The 23,378-nt window shown below is 37.9% G+C and carries 21 protein-coding genes, 1 rRNA gene and 1 pseudogene; all 23 read left to right on the top strand.

Annotation, left to right across the window (positions count from 1 at the left end):
* Nucleotides 1-378: 378 nt before the first annotated feature.
* The gene (locus HNP81_RS22455) at nucleotides 379-1,986 is read left to right on the top strand and encodes a putative polysaccharide biosynthesis protein (RefSeq protein WP_182504067.1); all 1,608 of its coding nucleotides are present in this window, start codon (nucleotides 379-381) and stop codon (nucleotides 1,984-1,986) included.
* Nucleotides 1,987-3,459: a bifunctional methyltransferase/pyrophosphohydrolase YabN gene (yabN, locus tag HNP81_RS22460; protein WP_182504068.1), complete on the top strand. Its 1,473-nt coding sequence runs from the start codon at nucleotides 1,987-1,989 to the stop codon at nucleotides 3,457-3,459.
* A 19-nt stretch (nucleotides 3,460-3,478) separates the two neighbouring features.
* Nucleotides 3,479-3,742, top strand: a complete 264-nt coding sequence (locus HNP81_RS22465) for an RNA-binding S4 domain-containing protein (protein ID WP_028390511.1) — start codon at nucleotides 3,479-3,481, stop codon at nucleotides 3,740-3,742.
* A gap of 82 nt (nucleotides 3,743-3,824) precedes the next feature.
* Nucleotides 3,825-4,133, top strand: a complete 309-nt coding sequence (yabP, locus tag HNP81_RS22470; protein WP_028390510.1) for a sporulation protein YabP — start codon at nucleotides 3,825-3,827, stop codon at nucleotides 4,131-4,133.
* On the top strand, nucleotides 4,130-4,762 hold the full coding sequence (gene yabQ / locus HNP81_RS22475) for a spore cortex biosynthesis protein YabQ (RefSeq protein WP_182504069.1): 633 nt from the start codon (nucleotides 4,130-4,132) through the stop codon (nucleotides 4,760-4,762). The genes yabP and yabQ overlap by 4 nt, the downstream gene beginning before the upstream one ends.
* Before the next feature lie 15 nt (nucleotides 4,763-4,777).
* Nucleotides 4,778-5,164 carry an FtsB family cell division protein gene (locus HNP81_RS22480; protein ID WP_028390508.1) on the top strand — a complete coding sequence of 129 codons (387 nt, stop codon included), beginning with the start codon at nucleotides 4,778-4,780 and terminating at the stop codon, nucleotides 5,162-5,164.
* Between the two features lie 78 nt (nucleotides 5,165-5,242).
* Nucleotides 5,243-5,698 carry a S1 domain-containing RNA-binding protein gene (locus HNP81_RS22485; RefSeq protein ID WP_028390507.1) on the top strand — a complete coding sequence of 152 codons (456 nt, stop codon included), beginning with the start codon at nucleotides 5,243-5,245 and terminating at the stop codon, nucleotides 5,696-5,698.
* Between the two features lie 501 nt (nucleotides 5,699-6,199).
* Nucleotides 6,200-8,671, top strand: a complete 2,472-nt coding sequence (spoIIE, locus tag HNP81_RS22490; RefSeq protein ID WP_182504070.1) for a stage II sporulation protein E — start codon at nucleotides 6,200-6,202, stop codon at nucleotides 8,669-8,671.
* A 79-nt stretch (nucleotides 8,672-8,750) separates the two neighbouring features.
* Nucleotides 8,751-9,500, top strand: a pseudogene (locus HNP81_RS22495) (vWA domain-containing protein); the annotation flags it as partial.
* Nucleotides 9,466-10,458 carry a serine/threonine protein kinase PrkT gene (gene prkT, locus HNP81_RS22500; protein ID WP_312859723.1) on the top strand — a complete coding sequence of 331 codons (993 nt, stop codon included), beginning with the start codon at nucleotides 9,466-9,468 and terminating at the stop codon, nucleotides 10,456-10,458. The pseudogene HNP81_RS22495 and the gene prkT, both read left to right, overlap by 35 nt.
* A 97-nt stretch (nucleotides 10,459-10,555) precedes the next feature.
* On the top strand, nucleotides 10,556-11,950 hold the full coding sequence (tilS, locus tag HNP81_RS22505; protein ID WP_182504071.1) for a tRNA lysidine(34) synthetase TilS: 1,395 nt from the start codon (nucleotides 10,556-10,558) through the stop codon (nucleotides 11,948-11,950).
* A gap of 32 nt (nucleotides 11,951-11,982) precedes the next feature.
* Nucleotides 11,983-12,528: a hypoxanthine phosphoribosyltransferase gene (hpt, locus tag HNP81_RS22510; protein ID WP_028390502.1), complete on the top strand. Its 546-nt coding sequence runs from the start codon at nucleotides 11,983-11,985 to the stop codon at nucleotides 12,526-12,528.
* A 110-nt stretch (nucleotides 12,529-12,638) separates the two neighbouring features.
* Nucleotides 12,639-14,687, top strand: coding sequence for an ATP-dependent zinc metalloprotease FtsH (ftsH, locus tag HNP81_RS22515; protein WP_182504072.1), 2,049 nt, complete (start codon nucleotides 12,639-12,641; stop codon nucleotides 14,685-14,687).
* A 141-nt stretch (nucleotides 14,688-14,828) separates the two neighbouring features.
* A complete protein-coding gene (locus tag HNP81_RS22520) occupies nucleotides 14,829-15,596 on the top strand; it encodes a type III pantothenate kinase (RefSeq protein ID WP_028390501.1) in 768 nt (255 codons plus the stop codon).
* A gap of 31 nt (nucleotides 15,597-15,627) precedes the next feature.
* Nucleotides 15,628-16,503, top strand: coding sequence for an Hsp33 family molecular chaperone HslO (gene hslO, locus HNP81_RS22525; RefSeq protein ID WP_028390500.1), 876 nt, complete (start codon nucleotides 15,628-15,630; stop codon nucleotides 16,501-16,503).
* Between the two features lie 200 nt (nucleotides 16,504-16,703).
* Entirely contained in the window at nucleotides 16,704-17,630 is a 927-nt protein-coding gene (cysK, locus tag HNP81_RS22530; RefSeq protein WP_028390499.1) for a cysteine synthase A, read from the top strand.
* Between the two features lie 779 nt (nucleotides 17,631-18,409).
* Complete coding sequence (gene folP / locus HNP81_RS22535; protein ID WP_182504073.1) at nucleotides 18,410-19,246, top strand: dihydropteroate synthase; 837 nt, start codon at nucleotides 18,410-18,412, stop codon at nucleotides 19,244-19,246.
* Entirely contained in the window at nucleotides 19,239-19,598 is a 360-nt protein-coding gene (folB, locus tag HNP81_RS22540; protein WP_028390497.1) for a dihydroneopterin aldolase, read from the top strand. The genes folP and folB overlap by 8 nt, the downstream gene beginning before the upstream one ends.
* Nucleotide 19,599: 1 nt before the next feature.
* The gene (gene folK, locus HNP81_RS22545) at nucleotides 19,600-20,127 is read left to right on the top strand and encodes a 2-amino-4-hydroxy-6-hydroxymethyldihydropteridine diphosphokinase (protein WP_028390496.1); all 528 of its coding nucleotides are present in this window, start codon (nucleotides 19,600-19,602) and stop codon (nucleotides 20,125-20,127) included.
* Nucleotides 20,079-20,294 carry a helix-turn-helix domain-containing protein gene (locus tag HNP81_RS22550; RefSeq protein WP_028390495.1) on the top strand — a complete coding sequence of 72 codons (216 nt, stop codon included), beginning with the start codon at nucleotides 20,079-20,081 and terminating at the stop codon, nucleotides 20,292-20,294. Before folK ends, HNP81_RS22550 begins: the two co-directional genes overlap by 49 nt.
* A gap of 28 nt (nucleotides 20,295-20,322) precedes the next feature.
* The gene (gene dusB / locus HNP81_RS22555; RefSeq protein WP_028390494.1) at nucleotides 20,323-21,321 is read left to right on the top strand and encodes a tRNA dihydrouridine synthase DusB; all 999 of its coding nucleotides are present in this window, start codon (nucleotides 20,323-20,325) and stop codon (nucleotides 21,319-21,321) included.
* A gap of 192 nt (nucleotides 21,322-21,513) precedes the next feature.
* Nucleotides 21,514-22,995 (top strand): lysine--tRNA ligase, encoded by a 1,482-nt coding sequence (lysS, locus tag HNP81_RS22560; RefSeq protein WP_028390493.1) that lies wholly within the window; start codon nucleotides 21,514-21,516, stop codon nucleotides 22,993-22,995.
* Between the two features lie 320 nt (nucleotides 22,996-23,315).
* Nucleotides 23,316-23,378: ribosomal RNA gene (locus HNP81_RS22565) — 16S ribosomal RNA — on the top strand; the annotation flags it as partial.

A 23,378-nucleotide genomic window follows, 5' to 3' on the forward strand; every position in this document is an offset into this window, starting at 1 on the left:
ACTGTAATATAAATTGAACCGCCGTATACGGAACCGTACGTACGGTGGTGTGAGAGGGGCGAAAATATATAAATTATCTTCCCCCTACTCGATTGAAGACTAAAAAAGGATTGATAGTAGTAATTATCAATTAAGATTCGTTTATCCCGAATAATGGTAGGAGACTCTCCACTGATGGAAGATTCACTTTATCCCGGTTTAACAGGCTGTAATAATCCCTCTTTCATTTTCGTTGGAGAATTAGAGAGAAGTGTAACAGCCTGTAAAACCCCGATTGGTTCAACTAACCATCAGTGGAGGATGAAGAAAACCCTCCACTGATAGAAGTTTCACTTTATGCTATAATACAACCACATATGTGTGGAAGGGGTTCTTTAGATGGTAGGAGACCCTATAAAGACAACAAGAGAACTTGTTCGCGGGGCGTTAATATTAAGTATCGCCAGTCTTATAGTGAAGGTATTAAGTGCAGCTTATCGTATTCCGTATCAAAACATTGCTGGGGATATAGGTTTTTATATCTATCAACAGGTGTACCCTTTTTATGGAATTGTCCTAACACTGTCAACCCTTGGGTTTCCTGCAGTTATATCAAAATTATTGGCAGAACGTGATGAATCGGAAGAAGGATTTTCTGTTAACGAAATACTGATGAGTTCGTTGACCCTACTTGGGGCATTGGGCATAGTATTGTTTGGTAGTTTATTTTTTTTCGCTGATTCAATTGCAAGGGTTATGGGGGATACTCAGTTAGCGGGACTCTTGAAAATCATCGCATTTTCTTTTTTACTAATGCCTGCTACATCTGTAATCAGGGGGTATTATCAAGGGCAGGGAAATATGATTCCAACTGCCTTGTCTCAAGTACTAGAGCAACTAACAAGAGTCACTACCATCTTGTTACTATCTTTTTTACTTATTCGAAATGGTTATAGCCTATATACAGCAGGTAAAGGTGCTGTATTTGGCTCTGTAACAGGTGGCTTAACAGGTTTATTCATTCTTTTAGGCTTCATTATTTTAAGAAAGGAATGGTCGAATCTAAAAAAAATACCTTTGAGACTAAGGAAATTCCCATTCATCATGAAAGCGCTAATCTTCCAAGGTTTTTCATTTTGCATAACAGGTTTAATTTTGGTGCTCATTCAGCTTGTCGATTCTTTGCAATTGTATAATCTATTGCAAGAAATTGGCTTAGGCGCTATCGAGGCAAAAGAGTGGAAGGGAGTATACGATCGTGGCCAGCCGCTCATCCAGCTTGGAACGGTTATTGTCACGTCCGTATCACTGACAATGATCCCAATCATCGCCCTCGCTATGAGAAAAAGGGATAATGAGGAGCTAATGAGCAAAATAAGGCTCACTTTAAAACTTAGCATCTCTGTTGGTATAGCAGCTTCTTGTGGATTAATCTGCCTAATTAAACCAGTAAACGTCATGCTATTCACTGACATGAAAGGCTCTGGTACTCTTGCGATATTGGCGGTCTCCATTCTGTTTTCATCGGTTATTATCGCCCAATCGGCCATTCTACAAAGTATGGGGCATACATGGGCGCCAATTGTGGTGGTAGGCTTTGGACTTGTATGCAAATGGATTCTTAATAAGCTTCTCGTACCTTATTACTCGATAGAAGGAGCGGCTATCGCAACCGTTCTTTGTTTCATATTGATGGCGCTACTGCTAGCTATTTTTTTACAAACCAAAGTTAGTATGCCTTTATTTGAAAAAAACAGTGTATACATTATCATAGGGGCAACGGTTACTATGGTTGTTACTTTGATTGTGTACAATCAGCTTTTTCAATTTTTCCAGCTATCAGGTCGATTCATGTCTAGTGTCCAAGCCCTAACTGGTGTCAGTCTTGGAGGAACTTTGTTTATTTACAGTATCCTTAAGACCAGGCTATTTACAAAGAATGAGCTCCTTCTTCTTCCACTAGGAGAAAAGCTTGTTACATATTTACATAAAGAGGAGTATCAATAAATGGTAAACGATATTGTAATAATTGGCCTTGGCGCAGGTGATTTAGATCAGCTTCCATATGGCATTTATAAAAAACTTAAAGGTACATCTTCCTGTTTCGTGCGCACGATGGATCATCCTGTTATAAATGAATTGATAAATGAAGGGGTATCATTCACCAGCTTTGATGCTGTTTATGAAAAATATGATACTTTTAGTCAGGTCTATGAGGAGATTGCTGAGACATTGCTTAAGCAAGCAAGGAAAGAATCAGTACTCTATGCTGTGCCAGGCCATCCAATGGTAGCAGAAAAAACGGTGCAGATTCTAATTGAAAAGGGTCCAAAATGTGGAATCCCTGTTAAAATAGAAGGAGGACAAAGCTTTCTTGATGCATTGTTTCAGTCAGTGAAGATTGACCCAATTGAAGGATTCCAGCTGCTTGATGGGACATCGCTTAAAAAAGATGATTTGCAAATCAGTCAACATATGATAATTGGACAAGTATATGATCAGTTTATTGCATCGGATGTTAAATTGACGCTTATGGATAAATTGCCTGATGATCATGATGTTTATCTTGTTACAGCAGCTGGCAGCAAAACGGAATCGGTAAAAAAACTACCCCTTTATGAGCTTGATCGTGAAATGGAACTAAGTAATCTGACGAGTGTATATATTCCACCTGTCAAAGAAATAGACAAGCAATATCGAGAATTTTCTACTTTCAGGCAAATTATTGCACGATTAAGAGGTCCAAATGGTTGTCCTTGGGATATAAAACAAACACATGAAAGTCTGAAACAGTATTTAATTGAAGAAACCTACGAATTAATTGAAGCCATTGATAAACAAGATGAAGATGAAATCATAGCTGAATTAGGAGATATTCTCCTACAAGTCTTGTTACACGCGCAAATTGGCGAAGATGAAGGAATGTTTTCAATTGAAGATGTGATAGAAGGAATATCTTCAAAAATGGTTCGGCGCCATCCACATGTGTTTGGTGATATTGTAGTAAACGGGGAAGAAGATGTTTTAAAGAATTGGCAACAAATCAAAAAGGAAGAAAAAGAACAGGCGGGAATTACTAATAAATCATTACTAGATGATGTTGGCAAATCAATACCTAATTTAATTCGTGCGCATGAATATCAAAAACGAGCAGCAAAAGTGGGTTTTGATTGGAATGAAGTTTCCCAAGCATGGAAAAAGGTTAAAGAAGAAATTATCGAAGTAGAAGCGGAAATGGATCAAGAGGGAAATGAGGCAGCTCTAAGAATGGAATTGGGTGATCTATTCTTTGCTCTTGTAAATGTTACCCGTTTTTATGGGATCCAAGCGGAAGAAGCAGTACATGTAGCGAATCAGAAGTTTTATAACCGCTTTACATATATTGAAGAGCGTATTCAAAATGAAGGAAAAGAATTTGCTGACTATACGCTTAATGAGCTTGATCACTATTGGGAGGAAGCAAAATCTAAGGGATTATAAGTGAAGGAGGTAAAGTGGCATGAGACTTGATAAATTTATGAAAATATCACGTTTAATAAAGCGCCGTACACTGGCTAAAGAAGTAGCTGATAAAGGCCGCATCAGTATTAATGGGACCCCGGCTAAAGCAAGTTCTAACGTTAAAGTAGGTGATGAACTAGCTATTCAATTTGGTCAAAAACGGGTTATGGTCCGAATTGAGAAAATACAGGAATCGACCAAGAAAGAAGAAGCGGCTAATATGTACACAGTACTGAAGGAAGAGAAACTAGGTGATGAGTAAAATAATCGGATCGTTAGGCTTGTTCTAATCTTTGTAAATCTCACATAAACATGTACAAAACGTTCTAATGTGAGGGATGAAAATGAGCCAATATTATGAGCCAGTCCAAAACAATCAAAAAGCAACAATTCAAGAACATGACGTCACCATGAGAGGACGCCGCTTGCTTGATATTACTGGAGTAAAGCAAGTAGAGAGCTTTGATAATGAAGAATTTCTTCTTGAAACGAGTATGGGGTTTTTATCAATACGCGGGCAAAATCTACAAATGAAAAATTTAGACGTAGAAAAAGGCATCGTATCCATTAAAGGTAAAATTTTTGACCTTGTTTATTTAGATGAGCATTCAGGAGAAAAGGCAAAAGGGTTTTTTGGGAAGCTGTTCAAATGACGCTAACCATTCAATTTTATACCTTACTAGCCATGATTGGGATGGGCAGCTGCTTTGGTGCTGCCCTGGATACGTATAACCGCTTTTTAAAGCGGTCAAAGCGAAAATCCTGGTTTGTTTTTCTAAATGATTTTCTATTTTGGATTGTTCAAGGCCTTATCATTTTTTATGTGTTATTCTTAATCAATGAAGGAGAGTTTCGTTTCTATCTATTCCTAGCTTTACTTTGTGGGTTTTCTGCATATCAAGCACTTTTGAAAAAGAGCTATCATAGAATTCTTGAGGCATTAATTACGAGTGTTATTGCAATTGCAAAGTTTATAAAGAGATCTATTCAACTCTTAATTTATCAACCGATAAAATGGTTGGTAACTGGGATTGTATTCTTGATATTTGGCATATTGAAAATTCTTTTTTCAATTATTAAGTGGGTAATTCGCTTAGTATTTAAGACTATAAACATAATTTTACGGCCCTTTTGTTGGATCTTCCTATTTTTTTGGAATAAGTTGCCGAATGCTGTTACAAAAAACGTCGGTAAGTTTTATAATGGAATTACAGGAATATTTATAAAAATGAAGAAGTTTATAAAAGTAATCATTACGAAATGGAGAAACAAATCAAACTGAGGGGTGAACAAATAAATGGATAGCCTCCGAAAAAAGAAAGTGGCGAAAATTGAATCAGACTATGTCTTACAACGTGAGCAGCAAGAGCATATATATGGAAAAAGGAGACGCGGGTTGATTCGTCGCCTCACTTTTTATGGAATATGTGCTGCCATTCTTTCTGTGCTGGCTGCCATTATGCTTATTTCCCAAGCAGAGGCTCTAGAAAAAAAGAACATGGAAATGGAACGAGTTGAGAGTAAGTTAGCTCAATTAAAAAAGGACGAAAAACAATTAAAAGAGGAAATTATTAAGCTAGAGGATGACGAGTATATAGCCAAGTTGGCAAGAAAAGAATATTTCTTATCTGAAAAAGGGGAGATTATATTTAATCTGCCTGAAAAGGATGAAGATCGTGACTAATATTGACACTGTTTTTTTCCATTCGTTATAATATAATATATGTGTTAGTTAACATTTCTAAGGAGGAACGTTTTTTTTATGTCAATTGAAGTAGGCAGCAAGTTACAAGGTAAAGTAACAGGGATTACTAATTTTGGTGCGTTTGTAGAATTACCAGAAGGTTCAACAGGGCTTGTTCATATCAGTGAAGTTGCCGATAATTATGTTAAGGATATCAATGATCATCTCAAAGTCGGTGACGCTGTTGAGGTTAAAGTTATCAACGTTGAAAAAGACGGAAAAATCGGCTTGTCTATCAAAAAAGCCAAAGATAAACCTGAGGGACAACAACCATCTTCTTATTCACAACGCCCACGCCAAGGAAGAGGAAACGATAATCGTTCCAAAGACTTCCGCTCAAAAAGTAATTTCCAGCCGAAGGAAAACTTCGAGCAAAAAATGGCCCGTTTCTTAAAAGATAGTGAAGACCGCTTAACTTCTCTTAAACGTAGTACAGAAACAAAACGTGGAGGCCGAGGAGGAAGACGCGGATAAACTGCTGCTGAAAACAATAGTTTAGCAATTTTTCCTTGAAAAATTTTATATAATATGTGAGCAGGCTTATCAATAAGCTTGCTTTTTTTTGTACATAGGAATAGGTTTAATGATTTATCCCACATTAACTGGCAGGAAGCCACTACTGTTAAAATTGTAAAACTCCGTGTCATTATAATTTGTCTAGTAAGGTTATGTTAGAGTTCCAAATTTTTTTGTAGACAAGGCCCGTTGATAATCTTACTAATTGTCGTTTCATAATACGGTCCATATTATTCTCATTTTTATTCTCAAAGAAAGTATAAAAACCCTCATTTTATTTAGATGGAAATGAATATAACGCTTTGTTTTTAATAGATTGATTTAAAAATCTGTATGTAATTGAATATTCCTATAGAAATTAGTCGAACGTTTTTGTCTTATTATTATAAAATTCTGACAAATTATGTGTAATAGTCTCTTTATAATAGAAATACTAATATGAATGGGAGTGTTTCATATATGGAAAAGATTGAACGAAATGTATTGGAGCCCATTGCTGAGGTGCATCTGCAAGGAGCGAAAGCAGGCGTTATTCATTGGATCACTCATCTTCAGACAAAATTAATAGATATCTTCATAAAACGTGGAATCGTCTTGGCTTTTATTGGCTTTTTATTAGGACGAGCACTTATTTTATCGCAATTATCTCCATTTGGCTTAGCCTTTTTTGCTGCTGTATTTTTGATGAGGCGAGATCGTGCCCCGTTGGCATTGATCGGATTAGTTTTGGGGGCATTAACGGTTTCTATTTCGAACAGTCTTACTCTGTTCTTTAGCGTTGTGTTATTTTTACTTTTTCAAAAGATAAAGCAGCCAAAAATAGAATCTCAATATAAAATTATCTCATTATTTGTATTTCTTTCAATCGTCATTGTTAGTTTGTCAAAGCAATATATGATTCACCGTACACTTGTATTGTATGATGGCATGATGGTAGGGGTGGAAGCTGGACTGGCGCTTATTCTAACCCTCATATTCATTCAATCGATTCCTCTTCTGACAGTTAAGAATAAATCACAATCTTTAAAGACTGAAGAAATTGTCTCGATTATTATATTACTTGCTTCTGTTATGACTGGAACAATTGGTTGGTCGATGTATGATCTTTCCGTGGAACATATATTATCTCGCTATCTTGTTCTTATTTTCGGATTAGCAGGTGGAGCAGCCATTGGGTCCACTGTTGGGGTAGTTACCGGATTGATTTTCAGTTTAGCTAGTGTAACAAGTTTATTTCAAATGAGCCTGCTTGCTTTTTCCGGTTTGCTTGGTGGACTTCTTCGTGATGGAAAAAAGGTAGGTGTTTCAATAGGCTTAATAATTGCTACCTTACTTATTGGTTTGTATGGGGAGGGATCGAACAATATTACGATTACTTTATATGAAACATTACTTGCTGTGCTTTTGTTTCTTGTCACCCCAAGCTCCTCTATTGGAAAGATTTCTAAGCATATTCCAGGCACTGTTGAACATACGAATGAACAACAGCAGTACATGCGGAAGGTACGTGATGTAACGGCACAAAGGGTATCACAATTTTCAAATGTATTCGAAGCGTTGTCCAATAGTTTTGCACAAATTGATGACCGAGGAGATGGAGAGGATGATGAAAAAGAACTTGATTACTTCTTAAGCAATGTGACTGAAAGGACGTGCCAGATGTGCTTTAAAAAAGAACAATGCTGGTCGAAGAACTTTGATACAACATATGAAGGGATGCAGGAAATTATGTTTCAGTTAAGTGAACATGATGGACAGCTTCCTCAAAAAACGGTAAAGGAATGGGAGAAGTACTGCATTAACAGCCCGAAAGTTATTGCAACGATTTCTCAAGAGCTTCTCTATTATCAAGCAAATAAAAAATTAAAAAAGCAAGTTCAAGAAAGTCGAAAATTGGTTGCAGATCAGTTAAAGGGTGTATCAGCTGTAATGGACGATTTTGCAAAGGAAATCCAACGTGAACGCATCAACCATCATCACCAGGAAGAGTCCATTATGGAAGCTATTCAGAACTTCGGTTTGCAAATAACGAATGTAGAAATATATAGCCTTGAACAAGGAAATGTTGATATTGAAATGAGTGTTCCATACTGCCAAGGAAGAGGTGAATGTGAAAAGCTAATTGCGCCTATGCTCTCTGACATTCTAGGTGAAACTGTGATTGTTCACTCTGAGGAATGTGCAACATTCCCTAACGGACAATGTGAAGTTGTATTCCGTTCAGCGAAGAAGTACACGGTAGAAACGGGAGTGGCCCATGCCGCAAAAGGAGGGGGGTTAGTCTCGGGAGACAGTTTCACCACAACGGAAATCGGTTTTGGCAAATATGCAATTGCCATTAGTGATGGAATGGGAAATGGCGAAAGAGCTCATTTTGAAAGTACGGAAACGTTAAAACTACTGCAAAAATTTCTTATGTCTGGTATAGAGGAAAAAATTGCGATTAAATCGGTGAATTCTGTCCTATCTCTGCGAACAACAGACGAGATTTTTTCAACATTAGATTTAGCGGTGATTGACCTACAGGATGCGAAGGCTAGATTTTTGAAGATTTGTTCAATACCTAGCTTTATCAAGAGGGGGGATAAAGTCATTAAAATAGAAGCGAGTAATTTGCCGATGGGCATTATTCAGGAATTCGATGTAGATGTTGTATGTGAAGAGCTAAAAGCAGGGGATATTCTTATTATGATGAGTGATGGCATTTTTGAAGGGCCGGCTCATGTGGAGAATTTTGAATTTTGGATAAAGAGAAAATTGAAGGAACTGCAAACAGAAGATCCACAGGAAATTTCTGACTTGATTTTAGAAGAGGTTGTTAGAACGAATGGAAACATTGAAGATGATATGACTGTTGTTACGGCGAAAATCATGCATAATACACCAAAATGGGCAACAATACCTGTTCATACTCAACGGAAAAGAGCATGAAGAACACATAAAGGAGGAAAGGAATTAAACGTATAATTTATTATTTTCTTGTCGAAAATGGTAACAGTATTTTTTCGAGGGGAGAATGAACATGAAAACAGGAACATTGAAGCAAATTTTGTTAATTACAGATGGTTGTTCAAATCAAGGTGAGGATCCTGCTGCAATGGCTGCTTTGGCGAGAGAACAAGGGATTTCGGTGAATGTTATAGGTGTTATGGAAAATGATACAATTGATGAAAAAGGGTTGCAGGAAATAGAATCCATCGCATTATCAGGTGGAGGGATCAGTCAGATTGTGTATTCAAAGCAGTTGTCTCATACTGTACAAATGGTGACGAGAAAGGCGATGACGCAAACGATACAAGGACTGGTGAATAAAGAGCTTCAGCAAATACTTGGAAATTCAACGTCAATGGAAGATTTGCCACCGGATAAGCGGGGAGAAGTGATGGAAGTAGTTGATGAGCTTGGTGAGACAAGTAAATTGGAAGTACTTGTTCTTGTAGATACAAGTGCAAGTATGAAACATAAACTACCAACTGTTAAAGATGCTCTTTTGGATTTATCGCTAAGTATGAATGCTAGAATGGGTGATAATAAGTTTTCTGTATTCGTATTTCCTGGGAAAAGAAAGGATGTCGAGAAACTACTGGATTGGACTCCGAAACTTGAGGTGCTTACTAAAATATTTCCGAAGCTTACAACCGGTGGAATAACACCGACTGGCCCTGCTATTAACGAAGCACTAGGTTATTTCCATAAAAAACGTTCATTAAGGGGATTGTTGTCTCATGATGACGAATCATTCTTTGAGGAAACAGTGTAACCTCCTGCCTGGGAGTCTCATAACTGGAAAGTGGAATAAGAATCCTTACCGAATACAACAGGAATTGGGTTATGGAGCAAATGGCATTGTCTATCTTGCAGAAAGCAATAACGGACAAGTTGCCTTAAAACTAAGTGATGATTATTCGTCCATTAGTTCAGAAATGAATATACTAAAATCCTTTTCCAAGGTCCAGGGACACTCTCTTGGACCTTCTTTTTTTGAAGCAGATGATTGGTTGAAAAATGGAAGACCAATTCCGTTCTATGTCATGGAATACATAAAGGGTGAAGGCTACTCAGCATTTATTGAACAGAAAGGGGATTCATGGGTTGGGGTATTAATGCTACAACTTTTGTCCAGCTTGGATGAGCTTCACAAGCAAGGATGGGCTTTTGGTGATTTGAAACCAGACAACCTGATTGTTACGATCCCTGCTTATAAAATTCGTTGTATCGATGTTGGTGGTACTACATTATTCGGTCGGTCCATTAAAGAGTTCACAGAGTTTTTTGATAGAGGGTATTGGGGAATGGGATCTAGAAAAGCAGATCCGCAATATGACTTATTTGCAGTGGCGATGATTATCATCAATTCCTTTTACCCAAAACGATTTTCGAAAAAAGGAGACGGCTATAAACAACTTAATGAGATGATCAAGCAAAAAAAGGGACTTCATCCGTATAGCAAAGTGCTTGATAGAGCAGTGAAAGGTCAATATCAATCAGCAGATGAAATGCGTCATGATTTATTGGGCATATTAAACAGGCAGCCTGAACATAAAAAAGTAGAAGCACAATCAACATTCCAAGGTAAAAAAAATAACAATAGCACAAGTCAAACACGCTCTATGAGAAAAAAACGAAAAAAGAAAAAAAGAGGCTTACTTGAGACACTTATCTTAGCTATTTTTGTATCAATATTGTATGTTCTGTATGTATATAATCAGTTCCTATGATATAGTAAGAAAATTAAGGATTTCATGAAATGTTATTCTATCTAAAGCGTACAATTTAGAGTTAGGATAAAACATGTTTGTAAAGAAGGAAGATATAATGTTTGAACAGAAGGTATTGTCTGAGATAAACCGGTATCAATTAATCCCAAGAAAATCGAGAATACTTGTCGGTGTTTCTGGTGGTCCTGATTCGCTAGTTCTTTTGCACTTTCTTTGTTCGTTAAAGGAAAGATTGGAACTTGAACTCGTAGTTGCGCACGTCGATCATATGTTCCGAGGTGAAGAATCATATGAGGATTATCAGTTCGTCGAGAAAACATGTCAGGAATGGAATATTCCATTTGAGGGAAAAAGAATAAATGTCCCTGTCTATATGGAACGGACGGGTGACAGTTCGCAAATAGCAGCAAGAACTCTTCGATATGCCTTTTTTGAACAAGTAATGAAGAAATATCAACTGTCCATCTTGGCACTTGGACATCATGGTGACGACCAAATTGAGACAATGCTTATGAGGATGACGAGAGGAGCTTCGGGGATAGCTCGAGCAGGCATTGCTGTTAAGCGTCCTTTTCTAAATGGAGAGATTATTAGACCCTTCCTAGTTGTAACAAAGGAAGAAATTCATGCATATGCAAGTCGCTGTAAATTGACTCCTAGATTGGACCCTAGCAATCAACTTGATAATTATGTAAGAAATCGTTTTCGTCATGATGTATTGCCTGCTTTGAAACGGGAAAACCCCAAAGTACATGAACATTTTCAAAGGTTTAGTGAAGAGTTAGCTTTGGACGAACAATTTTTGCAGCAAATGACAGAAAATTATATGGAAAAAATTTGGCTGAGTAAAACGAAGGGTGAGTCTCAAATCGATTTGAATCAGCTACTTATGATACCTAAACCTTTACAAAGAAGAGCGATTCAACTAATATTAAACTATCTTTATTTAAAGAGACCATCATCACTTTCAGCAGTACATATTGATCAGCTTTCTGCTTTGTTTTTTAATCCCCATCCTTCAGCAGAATTACATCTTCCGGAAGGGCTTATTGCGGAGAAATCTTATGGAACGTGTACGTTTCGATTTCATCAAAAAGAAAGCTCTGATTATTCCATTATCATTGCGATTCCTGGAGAGACTCTTCTACCGAATGGATATAAAATTAAAGCACAATATTTAGAAGAAACTCCTGATCAAGCTGGAAACCATTCTTTTTATCTGCCTGTCCACAAAATAAAACTGCCGCTCATCGTCCGTAATCGAAGAAATGGTGACAATATGATTATTAAGGGCAAAGGCAATCATACAAAGAAGCTGAAGGATATTTTTATTAACGAAAAAATCCCAATGCAAATAAGGCAGAATTGGCCAGTTCTAATCGATCAATCAGGGGTGATTGTTTGGCTACCTGGTCTGAAAAAGTCCAATCTAGAGTTTGTTGATACGTATGATGAACAATCTTTTATTTATTTAGAATATCATAAAGCTTAAATATTCTTGGGGGGCAATCAATTACAATGACCATGCAAAACGACATTGAAAAAGTATTAATCACTGAGGAAGAATTACAGAATAAAATTAAAGAGCTCGGAGCGCAGCTGGAACAAGAGTATAAAGGCAAATTCCCTTTAGCTGTTGGAGTTTTAAAAGGTGCTATGCCATTTATGAGTGACCTGCTAAAGCGTATTGATACACATTTGGAAATGGACTTTATGGATGTTTCTAGCTATGGAAATTCCACAGTCTCTTCAGGTGAAGTAAAAATTATCAAGGATTTGGATGCATCTGTTGAGGGTCGTGACATTTTAATTATTGAAGACATCATCGATAGTGGCTTAACGCTTAGTTATCTTGCAGAACTTTTCCGTTACAGAAAAGCGAAGTCAATCAGTATCGTGACATTGCTAGATAAGCCAACAGGAAGAAAGGTTGACATTAAACCTGATTATGCTGGCTTTATTGTACCAGATGAATTTGTGGTTGGATATGGTCTAGATTATGCGGAAAGATACCGTAATCTTCCGTATATCGGCGTTCTTAAACCGGAAATTTATGAAAAAGGTGAATGATTTAATATACGATCTTCATTAAATTAAGTAGCGATGTTAAATTATTGTAACTCCATTATTTTCTATGATACTATTTACTATAGTTGTTTACCAGTGGGAGGAGGTAAGGGATGAATCGGATCTTCCGTAATACAATATTTTATTTACTCATCTTTTTAGTCATCATTGGAATTGTTAGTATTTTTAATACAAATAATGAACCGACTAAAGAAATAACCCAAGACCAATTTTATAGTCAATTGGAAAATGGGCAATTAAAATCATTTGAAATCCAGCCTGTACGTAATGTTTATGAAATCAGAGGAGATTACAAAAAAGGCACAGATAAGTTCTTTACCTATGTAACAAATAGTGAGGTTACACAAACCCGTATTTACAACCTTGCTGAAGAAAAGGGAGTTGCTATTAAAACAATTCCGGCAGAGCAAACTAGCGGATGGGTGACATTCTTTACGTCTATTATACCTTTTGTGATTATCTTTATATTATTCTTCTTCTTGCTTAACCAAGCTCAAGGCGGCGGCGGTCGTGTTATGAACTTTGGGAAGAGCAAAGCCAAGTTGTATAATGATGACAAGAAAAAGGTGCGTTTCAATGACGTAGCTGGTGCAGATGAAGAAAAGCAGGAACTTGTTGAGGTTGTTGAGTTTTTGAAAGATCCTCGCAAATTTGCTGAGCTTGGTGCCCGCATACCTAAAGGTGTCTTGCTTGTTGGACCACCAGGAACAGGTAAAACTCTACTTGCGAGAGCGGTTGCAGGGGAAGCGGGAGTTCCTTTCTTCTCTATAAGTGGTTCTGACTTTGTTGAAATGTTCGTCGGCGTGGGTGCTTCTCGTGTTCGTGATTTATTTGAAAATGCGAAGAAGAATTCCCCATGTATCATTTTTATTGATGAAATTGATGCTGTTGGACGTCAGCGTGGTGCTGGTCTAGGTGGCGGTCATGATGAGCGTGAGCAAACGCTTAACCAATTGCTTGTTGAAATGGATGGTTTCGGAGGAAACGAAGGAATCATTATTATTGCAGCAACAAACCGTGCTGATATTCTTGACCCAGCGTTATTACGACCAGGTCGTTTTGATCGTCAAATTACAGTAGGACGTCCAGATGTTAAAGGGCGAGAAGCGGTGTTGAAAGTTCATGCCCGCAACAAGCCTTTAGCGGAAAGTGTTGATTTAAAAGCGATTGCTCAACGTACTCCAGGATTCTCTGGCGCCGATTTAGAGAACTTATTAAACGAAGCTGCTCTTGTGGCAGCCCGTCAAGATAAGAAGAAAATCGACATGTCCGATCTTGATGAAGCATCTGATCGGGTTATTGCTGGCCCGGCCAAGAAAAATCGTGTTATCTCCAAGAAAGAGCGTAATATCGTTGCTTGGCATGAAGCTGGTCATACGATTATTGGGTTAGTACTGGATGATGCTGAAACGGTTCATAAAGTAACGATTGTACCGCGAGGTCAAGCAGGAGGCTACGCCGTTATGCTCCCTAAAGAAGATCGCTTCTTTATGACAAAACCGGAACTTCTTGATAAGATTGTTGGTCTTTTGGGTGGACGTGTAGCTGAAGAAGTTGTTTTCGGTGAAGTCAGTACCGGAGCTCATAATGATTTCCAAAGGGCAACAGCTATTGCGCGCAGCATGGTAACTGAATACGGGATGAGTGATAAACTTGGACCACTTCAGTTTGGACAGTCTCAAGGCGGCCAAGTGTTCCTAGGAAGAGATTTTAATAATGAGCAGAATTATTCAGATGCGATTGCCTATGAAATTGATCTGGAAATTCAAAGAATTATTAAAGAATCTTACGAAAAAGCGAAAAGTATTATTACGGAAAAACGTGATAAATTAGATCTGATTGCGAAAACGTTATTGGAAATTGAAACATTGGATGCTGGACAAATTAAAAGTCTTTATGATCATGGCAAATTGCCAGAACGTGATTATGCAGCTCTTAATGGTCGTTTAGACAATGAAGGTAACTTGAAAGTTACCATTAGTAAAAAAGAAGATAAAGAAGCGTTGCTAAAGCCTTTGGATGAAAGAGGACCAGAGAGTTTAGAAGTAACGAATGATACTCTTCCGAAGACACCAATTGAAGAAAAACGCACTGACGGTGAACCTAATTCATTCCCTAACGAAGACGATCAGAAGAAATAAGATATAAAAAAGGTATTTCCCTTCAAGGAAATACCTTTTTATATTTTAGGGGAAAATAATCGTGGAAAGTCCGTCTGATAGCGTCTAAACTGAGCATTATGTTATGATGTGTGAGAATAATTTTCCGGAGTGATGAGATCGATGATTTTTGTTTTAGATGTCGGTAATACGAATACCATGTTAGGGGTATATGTAGAAGATGATTTGAAATTTCATTGGCGCATTGAGACGAATCGTCATAAAACGGAAGACGAATATGGGATGACGATTAAGGCGTTATTAGAGCACGAAAAGATTACCTTTAAAGATTTCGATGGGATTATTATTTCATCTGTTGTTCCGCCTATTATGTTTGCTCTTGAAAATATGTGCAAAAAGTATTTTGGAATTCAACCAATTATCGTCGGACCAGGGGTTAAAACTGGTTTAAATATTAAGTATGATAATCCAAGAGAGGTGGGGGCAGACCGAATCGTTAATGCGGTTGCGGGAATTCATGAATATGGATGCCCGTTAATTATTGTGGACTTTGGTACAGCCACAACGTATTGCTACATCGATGAACATAAACAATATATGGGAGGAGCTATAGCTCCGGGTATTGGTATTTCAACGGAAGCTTTATACTCAAAAGCTGCTAAATTGCCTAGGATTGAAATTATCCGTCCTGATGAAATTATCGGGAAAAATACAGTAACAGCTATGCAAGCTGGAATATTGTATGGGTTTGTTGGACAGGTAGAGGGGATTGTCTCCAGGATGAAAGCCCAAAGTAAGTATCCACCTAAAGTAATTGCTACAGGAGGATTAGCGCATTTGATTGCTAATGAATCAACAATTATTGACGTAGTTGACCCCTTTTTAACATTAAAAGGTTTACAATTTATATTTAAAAAAAATAAAGGATAGTCCTAAAAAAATAGCCAGGAGGCGTACAGAGATGGAAGATTATTTAGTGAAAGCTTTAGCTTATAATGGTCAAGTACGTGCCTATGCAGTTTCAACAACAGAGACGGTAGGAGAAGCACAGCGTCGCCATTATACATGGCCAACTGCATCGGCTGCACTTGGTCGTTCAATGACAGCAGGTGTGATGTTAGGGGCAATGCTTAAAGGAGAAGAGAAACTGACCATTAAGATTGAAGGTGGCGGTCCGCTCGGAGTTATTTTAGTTGATGCAAATGCCAATGGGGAAGTAAGAGGGTATGTGGCGAATCCTCAGACCCATTTTGACCTTAATGAACATGGGAAGCTTGATGTAAGAAGAGCGGTAGGTACGGACGGAATGTTGTCGATTGTAAAAGATATCGGGCTTCGGGATTACTTTACAGGACAAGTTCCGCTAGTATCTGGTGAATTGGGAGAGGACTTCACATATTATCTTGTTACATCTGAACAGGTCCCTTCTTCTGTTGGAGTAGGCGTCTTAGTCAATCCTGATAATACGATTCTTGCTGCTGGTGGTTTTATTATTCAACTTATGCCAGGAGTAGAAGATGAGACGATAACTGCGATTGAAGAACGATTAAGAACAATAACACCTATTTCAAAAATGATTCAACAAGGGTTAACGCCAGAGCAAATTCTTGATGAAGTATTAGGTGAGGGGAATGTTAGGTTACTTGAAAAATTACCTGTTCAATTTAAATGTCAATGCTCCCGCGAACGAATTTCTAATACATTAGTTAGCTTAGGTAAAGACGAGATTCAGGATATGATCGATACTGATGGCCAGGCTGAGGCCCATTGTCATTTTTGTAACGAGACTTATCATTTCACGAAGGAAGATTTGGAATCACTAATTAAAGAATTATAGTAATATGAAGAGTAGGAAATCTAAGTGGCCTTTGGATATCTATTTAACTTATCCGTTAAGTTAATGAGATGCTGCTGAATGTTGCTTTCTATTAGGTTTGGTCAATAAACGGAATAGTTTAAATAAATTGACAGTTCCATTCTGTTAGTGTACATTTTATATAAATCCAATAAAATTACTAGGTATTAGGAGTGGGGATAATGACACGTATTTTAAATTCTGTCGCTGAATTAATCGGCCAAACACCTATTGTAAAATTAAATCGACTACAAGATGAGAATAGTGCAGATATATATGTAAAGCTTGAATATATGAATCCAGGTAGCAGTGTAAAAGATCGAATCGCACTAGCTATGATTGAAGCAGCTGAAACAAGTGGTAAACTAAAAAGTGGTGATACCATTATCGAACCTACAAGCGGAAACACAGGTATCGGTTTAGCGATGGTAGCGGCAGCAAAAGGATATAAAGCAATTCTAGTCATGCCTGAAACAATGAGTTTGGAGCGTCGTTCCTTGTTACGTGCATATGGAGCGGAATTGGTGTTAACGCCTGGTCCTGAGGGGATGAAAGGGGCAATTGCAAAAGCGGATGAACTTGCAAAGGAAAATGGTTACTTTGTCCCCCAACAATTTGAAAATCAAGCAAACCCTGAGGTGCATCGCAATACGACTGGACCTGAAATTGTAGAAGCGTTTGGTAATGAGAAACTGGATGCTTTTATTTCTGGTATTGGTACTGGTGGAACTATTTCCGGTACAGGTGAAGTATTGAGAAAAAAATACTCTGATATCAAGATTTATGCAGTGGAGCCTACCGACTCAGCTATTTTATCAGGTGGTAAACCTGGTCCGCACAAAATCCAAGGAATTGGTGCAGGGTTTGTTCCAGAAACTTTAAATACTGAAATTTATGATGAAATAATTACTATCAGTACAGAAGAAGCGTTCGAATATGCTCGACGTGCTGCCAAAGAAGAAGGAATCCTAGGTGGTATTTCTTCTGGAGCAGCCATTTCGGCAGCGGTGCAAGTAGCGAAGAAATTAGGTAAGGGCAAGAAGGTTTTAGCTATTATTCCAGATAACGGAGAACGTTATCTGAGCACGCCTTTATATCACTTTGATTAAGAATTGATTTTAAAAATAAGAGGGTGTCTCATAGGGTCAGACCTCGCACTCTAAATCAGTATGTAGTGTTTCATACACTATCGTATACTGAATTTAGTTGTTGCGAGGTCTGGCTCTTTGCCTTATGGACATCTTTTATTATTGGTAAATTACTAGAAGTGGTGGCGATCAAAGATGACTTCAGTATTTGAGTTTTCTTATGCCTTATCTGGTGATGTGTGAGTAATTTCTCGACCTTAAATACTAAGACATCTTATGGTACACTTGTTATATGAGGACTTTATCCCGGGTTAACGGGCAGTAAAACCCCGCAAGGCTTGGAGGAATCGAAGAAGCATAGGGGTGAGGGATATAATGCCTTATCTAGTTGCGAATCTTAGCCCTACTTAAGGTCATAAGGTGTAATACTCTGTGGCAAACTAAGCCACGCCGTATCCCATCTTATGCTTGTTGGATTATCACAGGACGTGAGCAATCTTAGTAGACGTTCTTTAAAGCAGTCGCCTCGCCTTTTGAAGTAAAAGTCCGATTGGCGAGATACGGTGAAACTTACCAAGAGTTTTACAGAGGTTCAGGCCTTAGGAAGTGGGTCACAAGAAAGGCTAAAGGGCGAGTTCGTGCTTAGTCTGATTCATTGAACCTTAGTTCGTAGAGTTGCTTTATTGAAGCGAAGTAAGGTACTAGCGACTCGAATCTAGCACGGGGACTAACAATCAGTGGAAATGAAGGAGATTCTCATTGGATAAAGTTTCACTTTATTAGGATAAGGAGACCGATACATGCCATCGCTAAAGATTAAATGTGGTCCATATTCGCTGGACTTTAATAAAAAAACAATAATTATGGGGATATTAAATGTCACTCCGGATTCATTCTCTGATGGAGGGCGTTATAATCGAATTGATCGGGCTTTGAAACATGTTGAGCAAATGGTTAGAGATGGAGCAGACATTATAGATATAGGTGGAGAGTCAACTCGTCCTAACTATGATAGAATTTCAGATGAGGAAGAAATTGAACGGATTGCTCCTATCATTGAAGCCATTTCAAGAAATATTGACGTACCGATGTCCATCGATACGTATAAGTCTGCCGTAGCGAGGGAAGCGCTAACAGCGGGGGCGCATATTCTCAATGATATTTGGGGGGCTAAGGCGGATTCTAGCATGGCTAAGATTGCTGCGGAATTTCAGGTCCCAATTATACTAATGCATAATCGCAAGGAGATCGATTATCAACTTTTTATGCGTGATGCCATCAATGATCTATATGAAAGTATTATCCTTGTAAAAAATGCGGGAGTATTGGATGAGAATATTATTCTTGATCCTGGAATTGGTTTTGCGAAGGATACTTCATTGAATTTGGAGATGATGAGAAACCTTGATAAACTCGTCGCGTTAGGATATCCGGTACTATTAGCAACTTCCAAGAAATCTATGATTGGTAATGTTCTTGATTTGCCGCCGAATGATAGAATGGAAGGTACTGCTGCCACAATTTGCTTTGGGATTCAACAAGGATGTCAAATGATTAGGGTTCACGATGTGAAGGAAATGGCACGTGTAGCAAAGATGATGGATGCCTTGGTAGGAAAGGGAGAATACAGTGGATAAAATCTATTTAAATAGTATGCAGTTTTACGGCTACCATGGCGTATTTCCAGAAGAGACACGTCTAGGCCAGCGTTTTTATGTGGATTTAATTGTAGAAACAGATTTAGCTACAGCGGGTAAAAGTGATAATCTTGAGGATTCTATTAACTATGGTGAGCTATATGAAGTGTGTAAGGATGTAACGGAAGGTAAACCATTTAAATTAGTAGAGGCTGTTGCGGAAAAGATAGCATCGGAACTTCTTTCACGCTTTTCTAAGGTGCAAACATGTACAGTAAAAGTATATAAACCCGATCCGCCAATCCCTGGCCATTATCAATCTGTAGCAGTTGAGATTAAAAGGGGAAGATAACATGGGGAATTATTCTTATTTATCGATTGGCTCTAATATTGGCGATCGTTCGACCTATATTAAAGAGGCCATTTTACTATTAGATGAAATAAAAGAAGTGAATGTTGTACAAACATCATCACTTTATGAAACTGCACCTGTTGGATATTTAGATCAGCCTCAGTTTTTAAATGCAGTCATATTGGTTAATACTGGATTTAGCGCGGATGAATTACTAAGTGTTTGTCAAGAAATTGAACGTAAATTAGGAAGAAAAAGGAATATACATTGGGGTCCTAGAACAATAGACCTTGACATTTTATTATATAATCATGAAAATATTGAGACAGAGAGACTTTCTGTACCACATCCTCGAATGATGGAAAGGGCCTTTGTACTCGTACCATTATTAGAGATAAATCCAACTATCATGCTACCGAATACTGATACACCTTTGAACAATATTCTTGAGAAATTAGAGGATAAAGAAGGAGTCCAACTATGGAAGCAGAAAAGTGGGGAAGGCGCATACGTGCTTTTCGAAAGTTAAAAGGGTTTACTCAGGAAGGTTTCGCAAAGGAGATAGGTATTTCTGTATCTCTTCTTGGTGAAATTGAAAGAGGTAATCGTCTTGCCTCAGATAAATTATTACTTGAAGTGTCAGAAGCGCTTGGGATAACAGTAGAAGAACTTCAGCCAATTGAAGATAAAGAGTAAGTTGAAAAGCGTTGCAGGAGGTTATAGTGTGTTAAAAATTAGGGATATCGAAATGAGTAACCCCGTTGTTCTAGCGCCAATGGCTGGTGTCTGTAACTCTGCTTTTAGATTGACAGTAAAAGAGTTTGGAGCAGGTTTAGTTTGCGCGGAAATGGTAAGTGACAAAGCGATAAATTTCAAAAACGAAAAAACAATGAATATGCTTTATATAGATGAAAGAGAAAATCCTCTTAGCTTGCAGATTTTTGGTGGGGAAAAAGATTCATTAGTTCAAGCGGCAAAATTCGTTGATAAGAATACAAATGCTGATATTATTGATATCAATATGGGATGTCCTGTTTCGAAAATTATCAAATGTGAAGCAGGAGCTAGGTGGTTGCTAGATCCAAATAAAATTTATGACATGGTATCGGCTGTTGTAGATGCAGTAGACAAGCCGGTAACTGTAAAGATGCGTATAGGCTGGGATGATGAGCATATCTTCGCTGTTAAGAATGCTCAAGCTGTTGAACGTGCAGGTGGCAGTGCTGTAGCTATTCACGGTAGAACGCGTGTTCAAATGTACGAAGGAAAGGCAAACTGGGATATCATTCGCGAAGTGAAAAATTCTGTAAATATTCCCATTATTGGGAATGGTGATGTGGAAACACCTCAAGATGCAAAAAAAATGCTGGATGAGACCGGTGTTGATGGTGTCATGATTGGACGCGCTGCGTTAGGCAACCCATGGATGATTTACCGTACCGTAAAATATCTTGAGACGGGTCAATTGATGGATGAACCTGGTGTGCGTGAGAAAATGGATGTATGTATCCTTCATATGGACCGTTTAATTGCTTTAAAAAATGAGGCTATCGCTGTTCGTGAGATGCGCAAGCATGCTGCGTGGTATTTAAAAGGGGTTCATGGCAATGCGAAGGCAAGAAAAGGAATAAATGAGTGTAATACAAGAGAAGATGTTGTCACCCTTCTTTATGATTTGGTAGAAGAAATTGAAGCCAAAGAGGCAACGATTCAAATGGTTTAATAATTTGACATTACTTCCCTGTTTACCTATAATACGCTTAAAACTAGCTGCCAGGGATAACTGGCAGTTTTTATATGGATGTTTTTAAGGGAAAAGACTGTTCGATTACTTTACTTTATGTAAAAATAATAAAGTATCTAATTAACCATCGAATCAATATAAAGAGAAATAGAAAAATGGAGATGAACGTTCATGACTGAAGAGTTAAATGACCAACTGCAGGTTAGGCGCGATAAAATGCAAGCAATCTTGGAAAATGGACAAGATCCATTTGGGAGCAGATTCGATCGAACTCATCAAGCTAAACAAATTATACAAGCGTATAGCGAAGTATCGAAAGAAGATCTAGCAGAACAAGAAATTGAAGTGACAATTGCTGGACGTATCATGACAAAACGAGGAAAAGGTAAAGCTGGGTTTGCTCACGTACAAGATTTGACAGGACAAATTCAAATCTATGTAAGATTGGATGCTGTCGGAGAAGAACAATATCAATCATTTGGACAAACAGACTTAGGGGATATCGTTGGTATTACTGGGTTGATTTTTAAAACCAATGTAGGAGAACTATCAATTAAAGCGACTAACTATGTTTTCTTAACGAAAGCTCTTCGTCCATTACCGGATAAATTCCACGGATTGAAAGACGTTGAAGAGCGTTATCGTAAACGTTACGTCGACTTGATTACAAATGAAGAAAGTAAAAATACGTTAATTTTGCGCAGTCAGATTATCCGATCAATGAGAAGGTATTTAGATGATCACGGATACCTTGAAGTGGAAACGCCTTTATTACATTCTATTGCAGGCGGGGCAGCAGCTCGTCCTTTCGAGACACATCACAACGCTTTAGATATGCCTTTGAATTTAAGGATTGCAATTGAACTTCATTTGAAACGCCTTATTGTCGGTGGTCTTGAAAAAGTATATGAAATTGGTCGTGTCTTCAGAAACGAAGGTGTTTCTACACGTCATAATCCTGAGTTTACCTTGATTGAATTATATGAAGCCTATGCCGATTATCAAGATATCATGAGTCTAACAGAGAACTTAATTGCTCATATCGCACAAGATGTACTAGGTACAACCACTATTCAATATGGAGATTATGAAATAGATCTAAAGCCTGAGTGGAAACGCCTGCATATGGTTGATGCAGTTAAAGAGTATACAGGAGTTGACTTCTGGAAAACGATGAGCAAGGAAGAAGCACAACAATTGGCTAAAGAACATGGTATTGAAGTGAAAGATACAATGGAATTTGGGCATATTGTTAATGAATTCTTTGAGCAAAAGGTAGAAGATAAACTTGTTCAACCTACTTTCATTTTCGGTCATCCGGTTGAAATTTCACCATTAGCCAAGAAGAATCCGGAAGATTCACGATTCACTGACCGTTTCGAATTGTTTATTGTTGGTCGTGAACATGCGAATGCGTTCACTGAGTTAAATGATCCGATTGATCAACGCCAACGATTTGAAGCGCAGTTGAAAGAACGGGAACAAGGGAATGATGAAGCGCATGAAATGGACGAAGATTTCATTGAAGCGCTTGAATATGGAATGCCGCCAACTGGGGGATTAGGAATTGGGATTGATCGTTTGGTCATGCTATTAACAAATTCTCCATCTATTCGTGACGTATTATTATTCCCGCTTATGAGACAACGTTAAGTTTCTATTATTTATAAAGGACCGATTTAGATAATATCTGCTCGGTCCTTTATTTATTTTAGAAAACATGCAAAAAAGTCTTGCGTAGTTTTTATTATGATGATATATTTATATCTGTTGTTAAGAAAGAGTTACAAAGACATTAAAACTTCAAATTTTTTTTGAAATAATCTTGACTCCTTCATAACTATCGTGGTAATATAATAAAGTCGCTTCTAAATGAGTGGCGAAATTGCTCTTTGAAAACTGAACAAAACAAAGCGCCAACGTTTAAATTTAAGTGAGTAGACACTATAAAAACAAATGAGCAAGTCAAACACTTTTTGGAGAGTTTGATCCTGGCTCAGGACGAACGCTGGCGGCGTGCCTAATACATGCAAGTC

It is taken from the genome of Peribacillus huizhouensis (genome assembly GCF_014138605.1).
GTDB classification, from domain to species: Bacteria; Bacillota; Bacilli; order Bacillales; family DSM-1321; genus Peribacillus; species Peribacillus huizhouensis.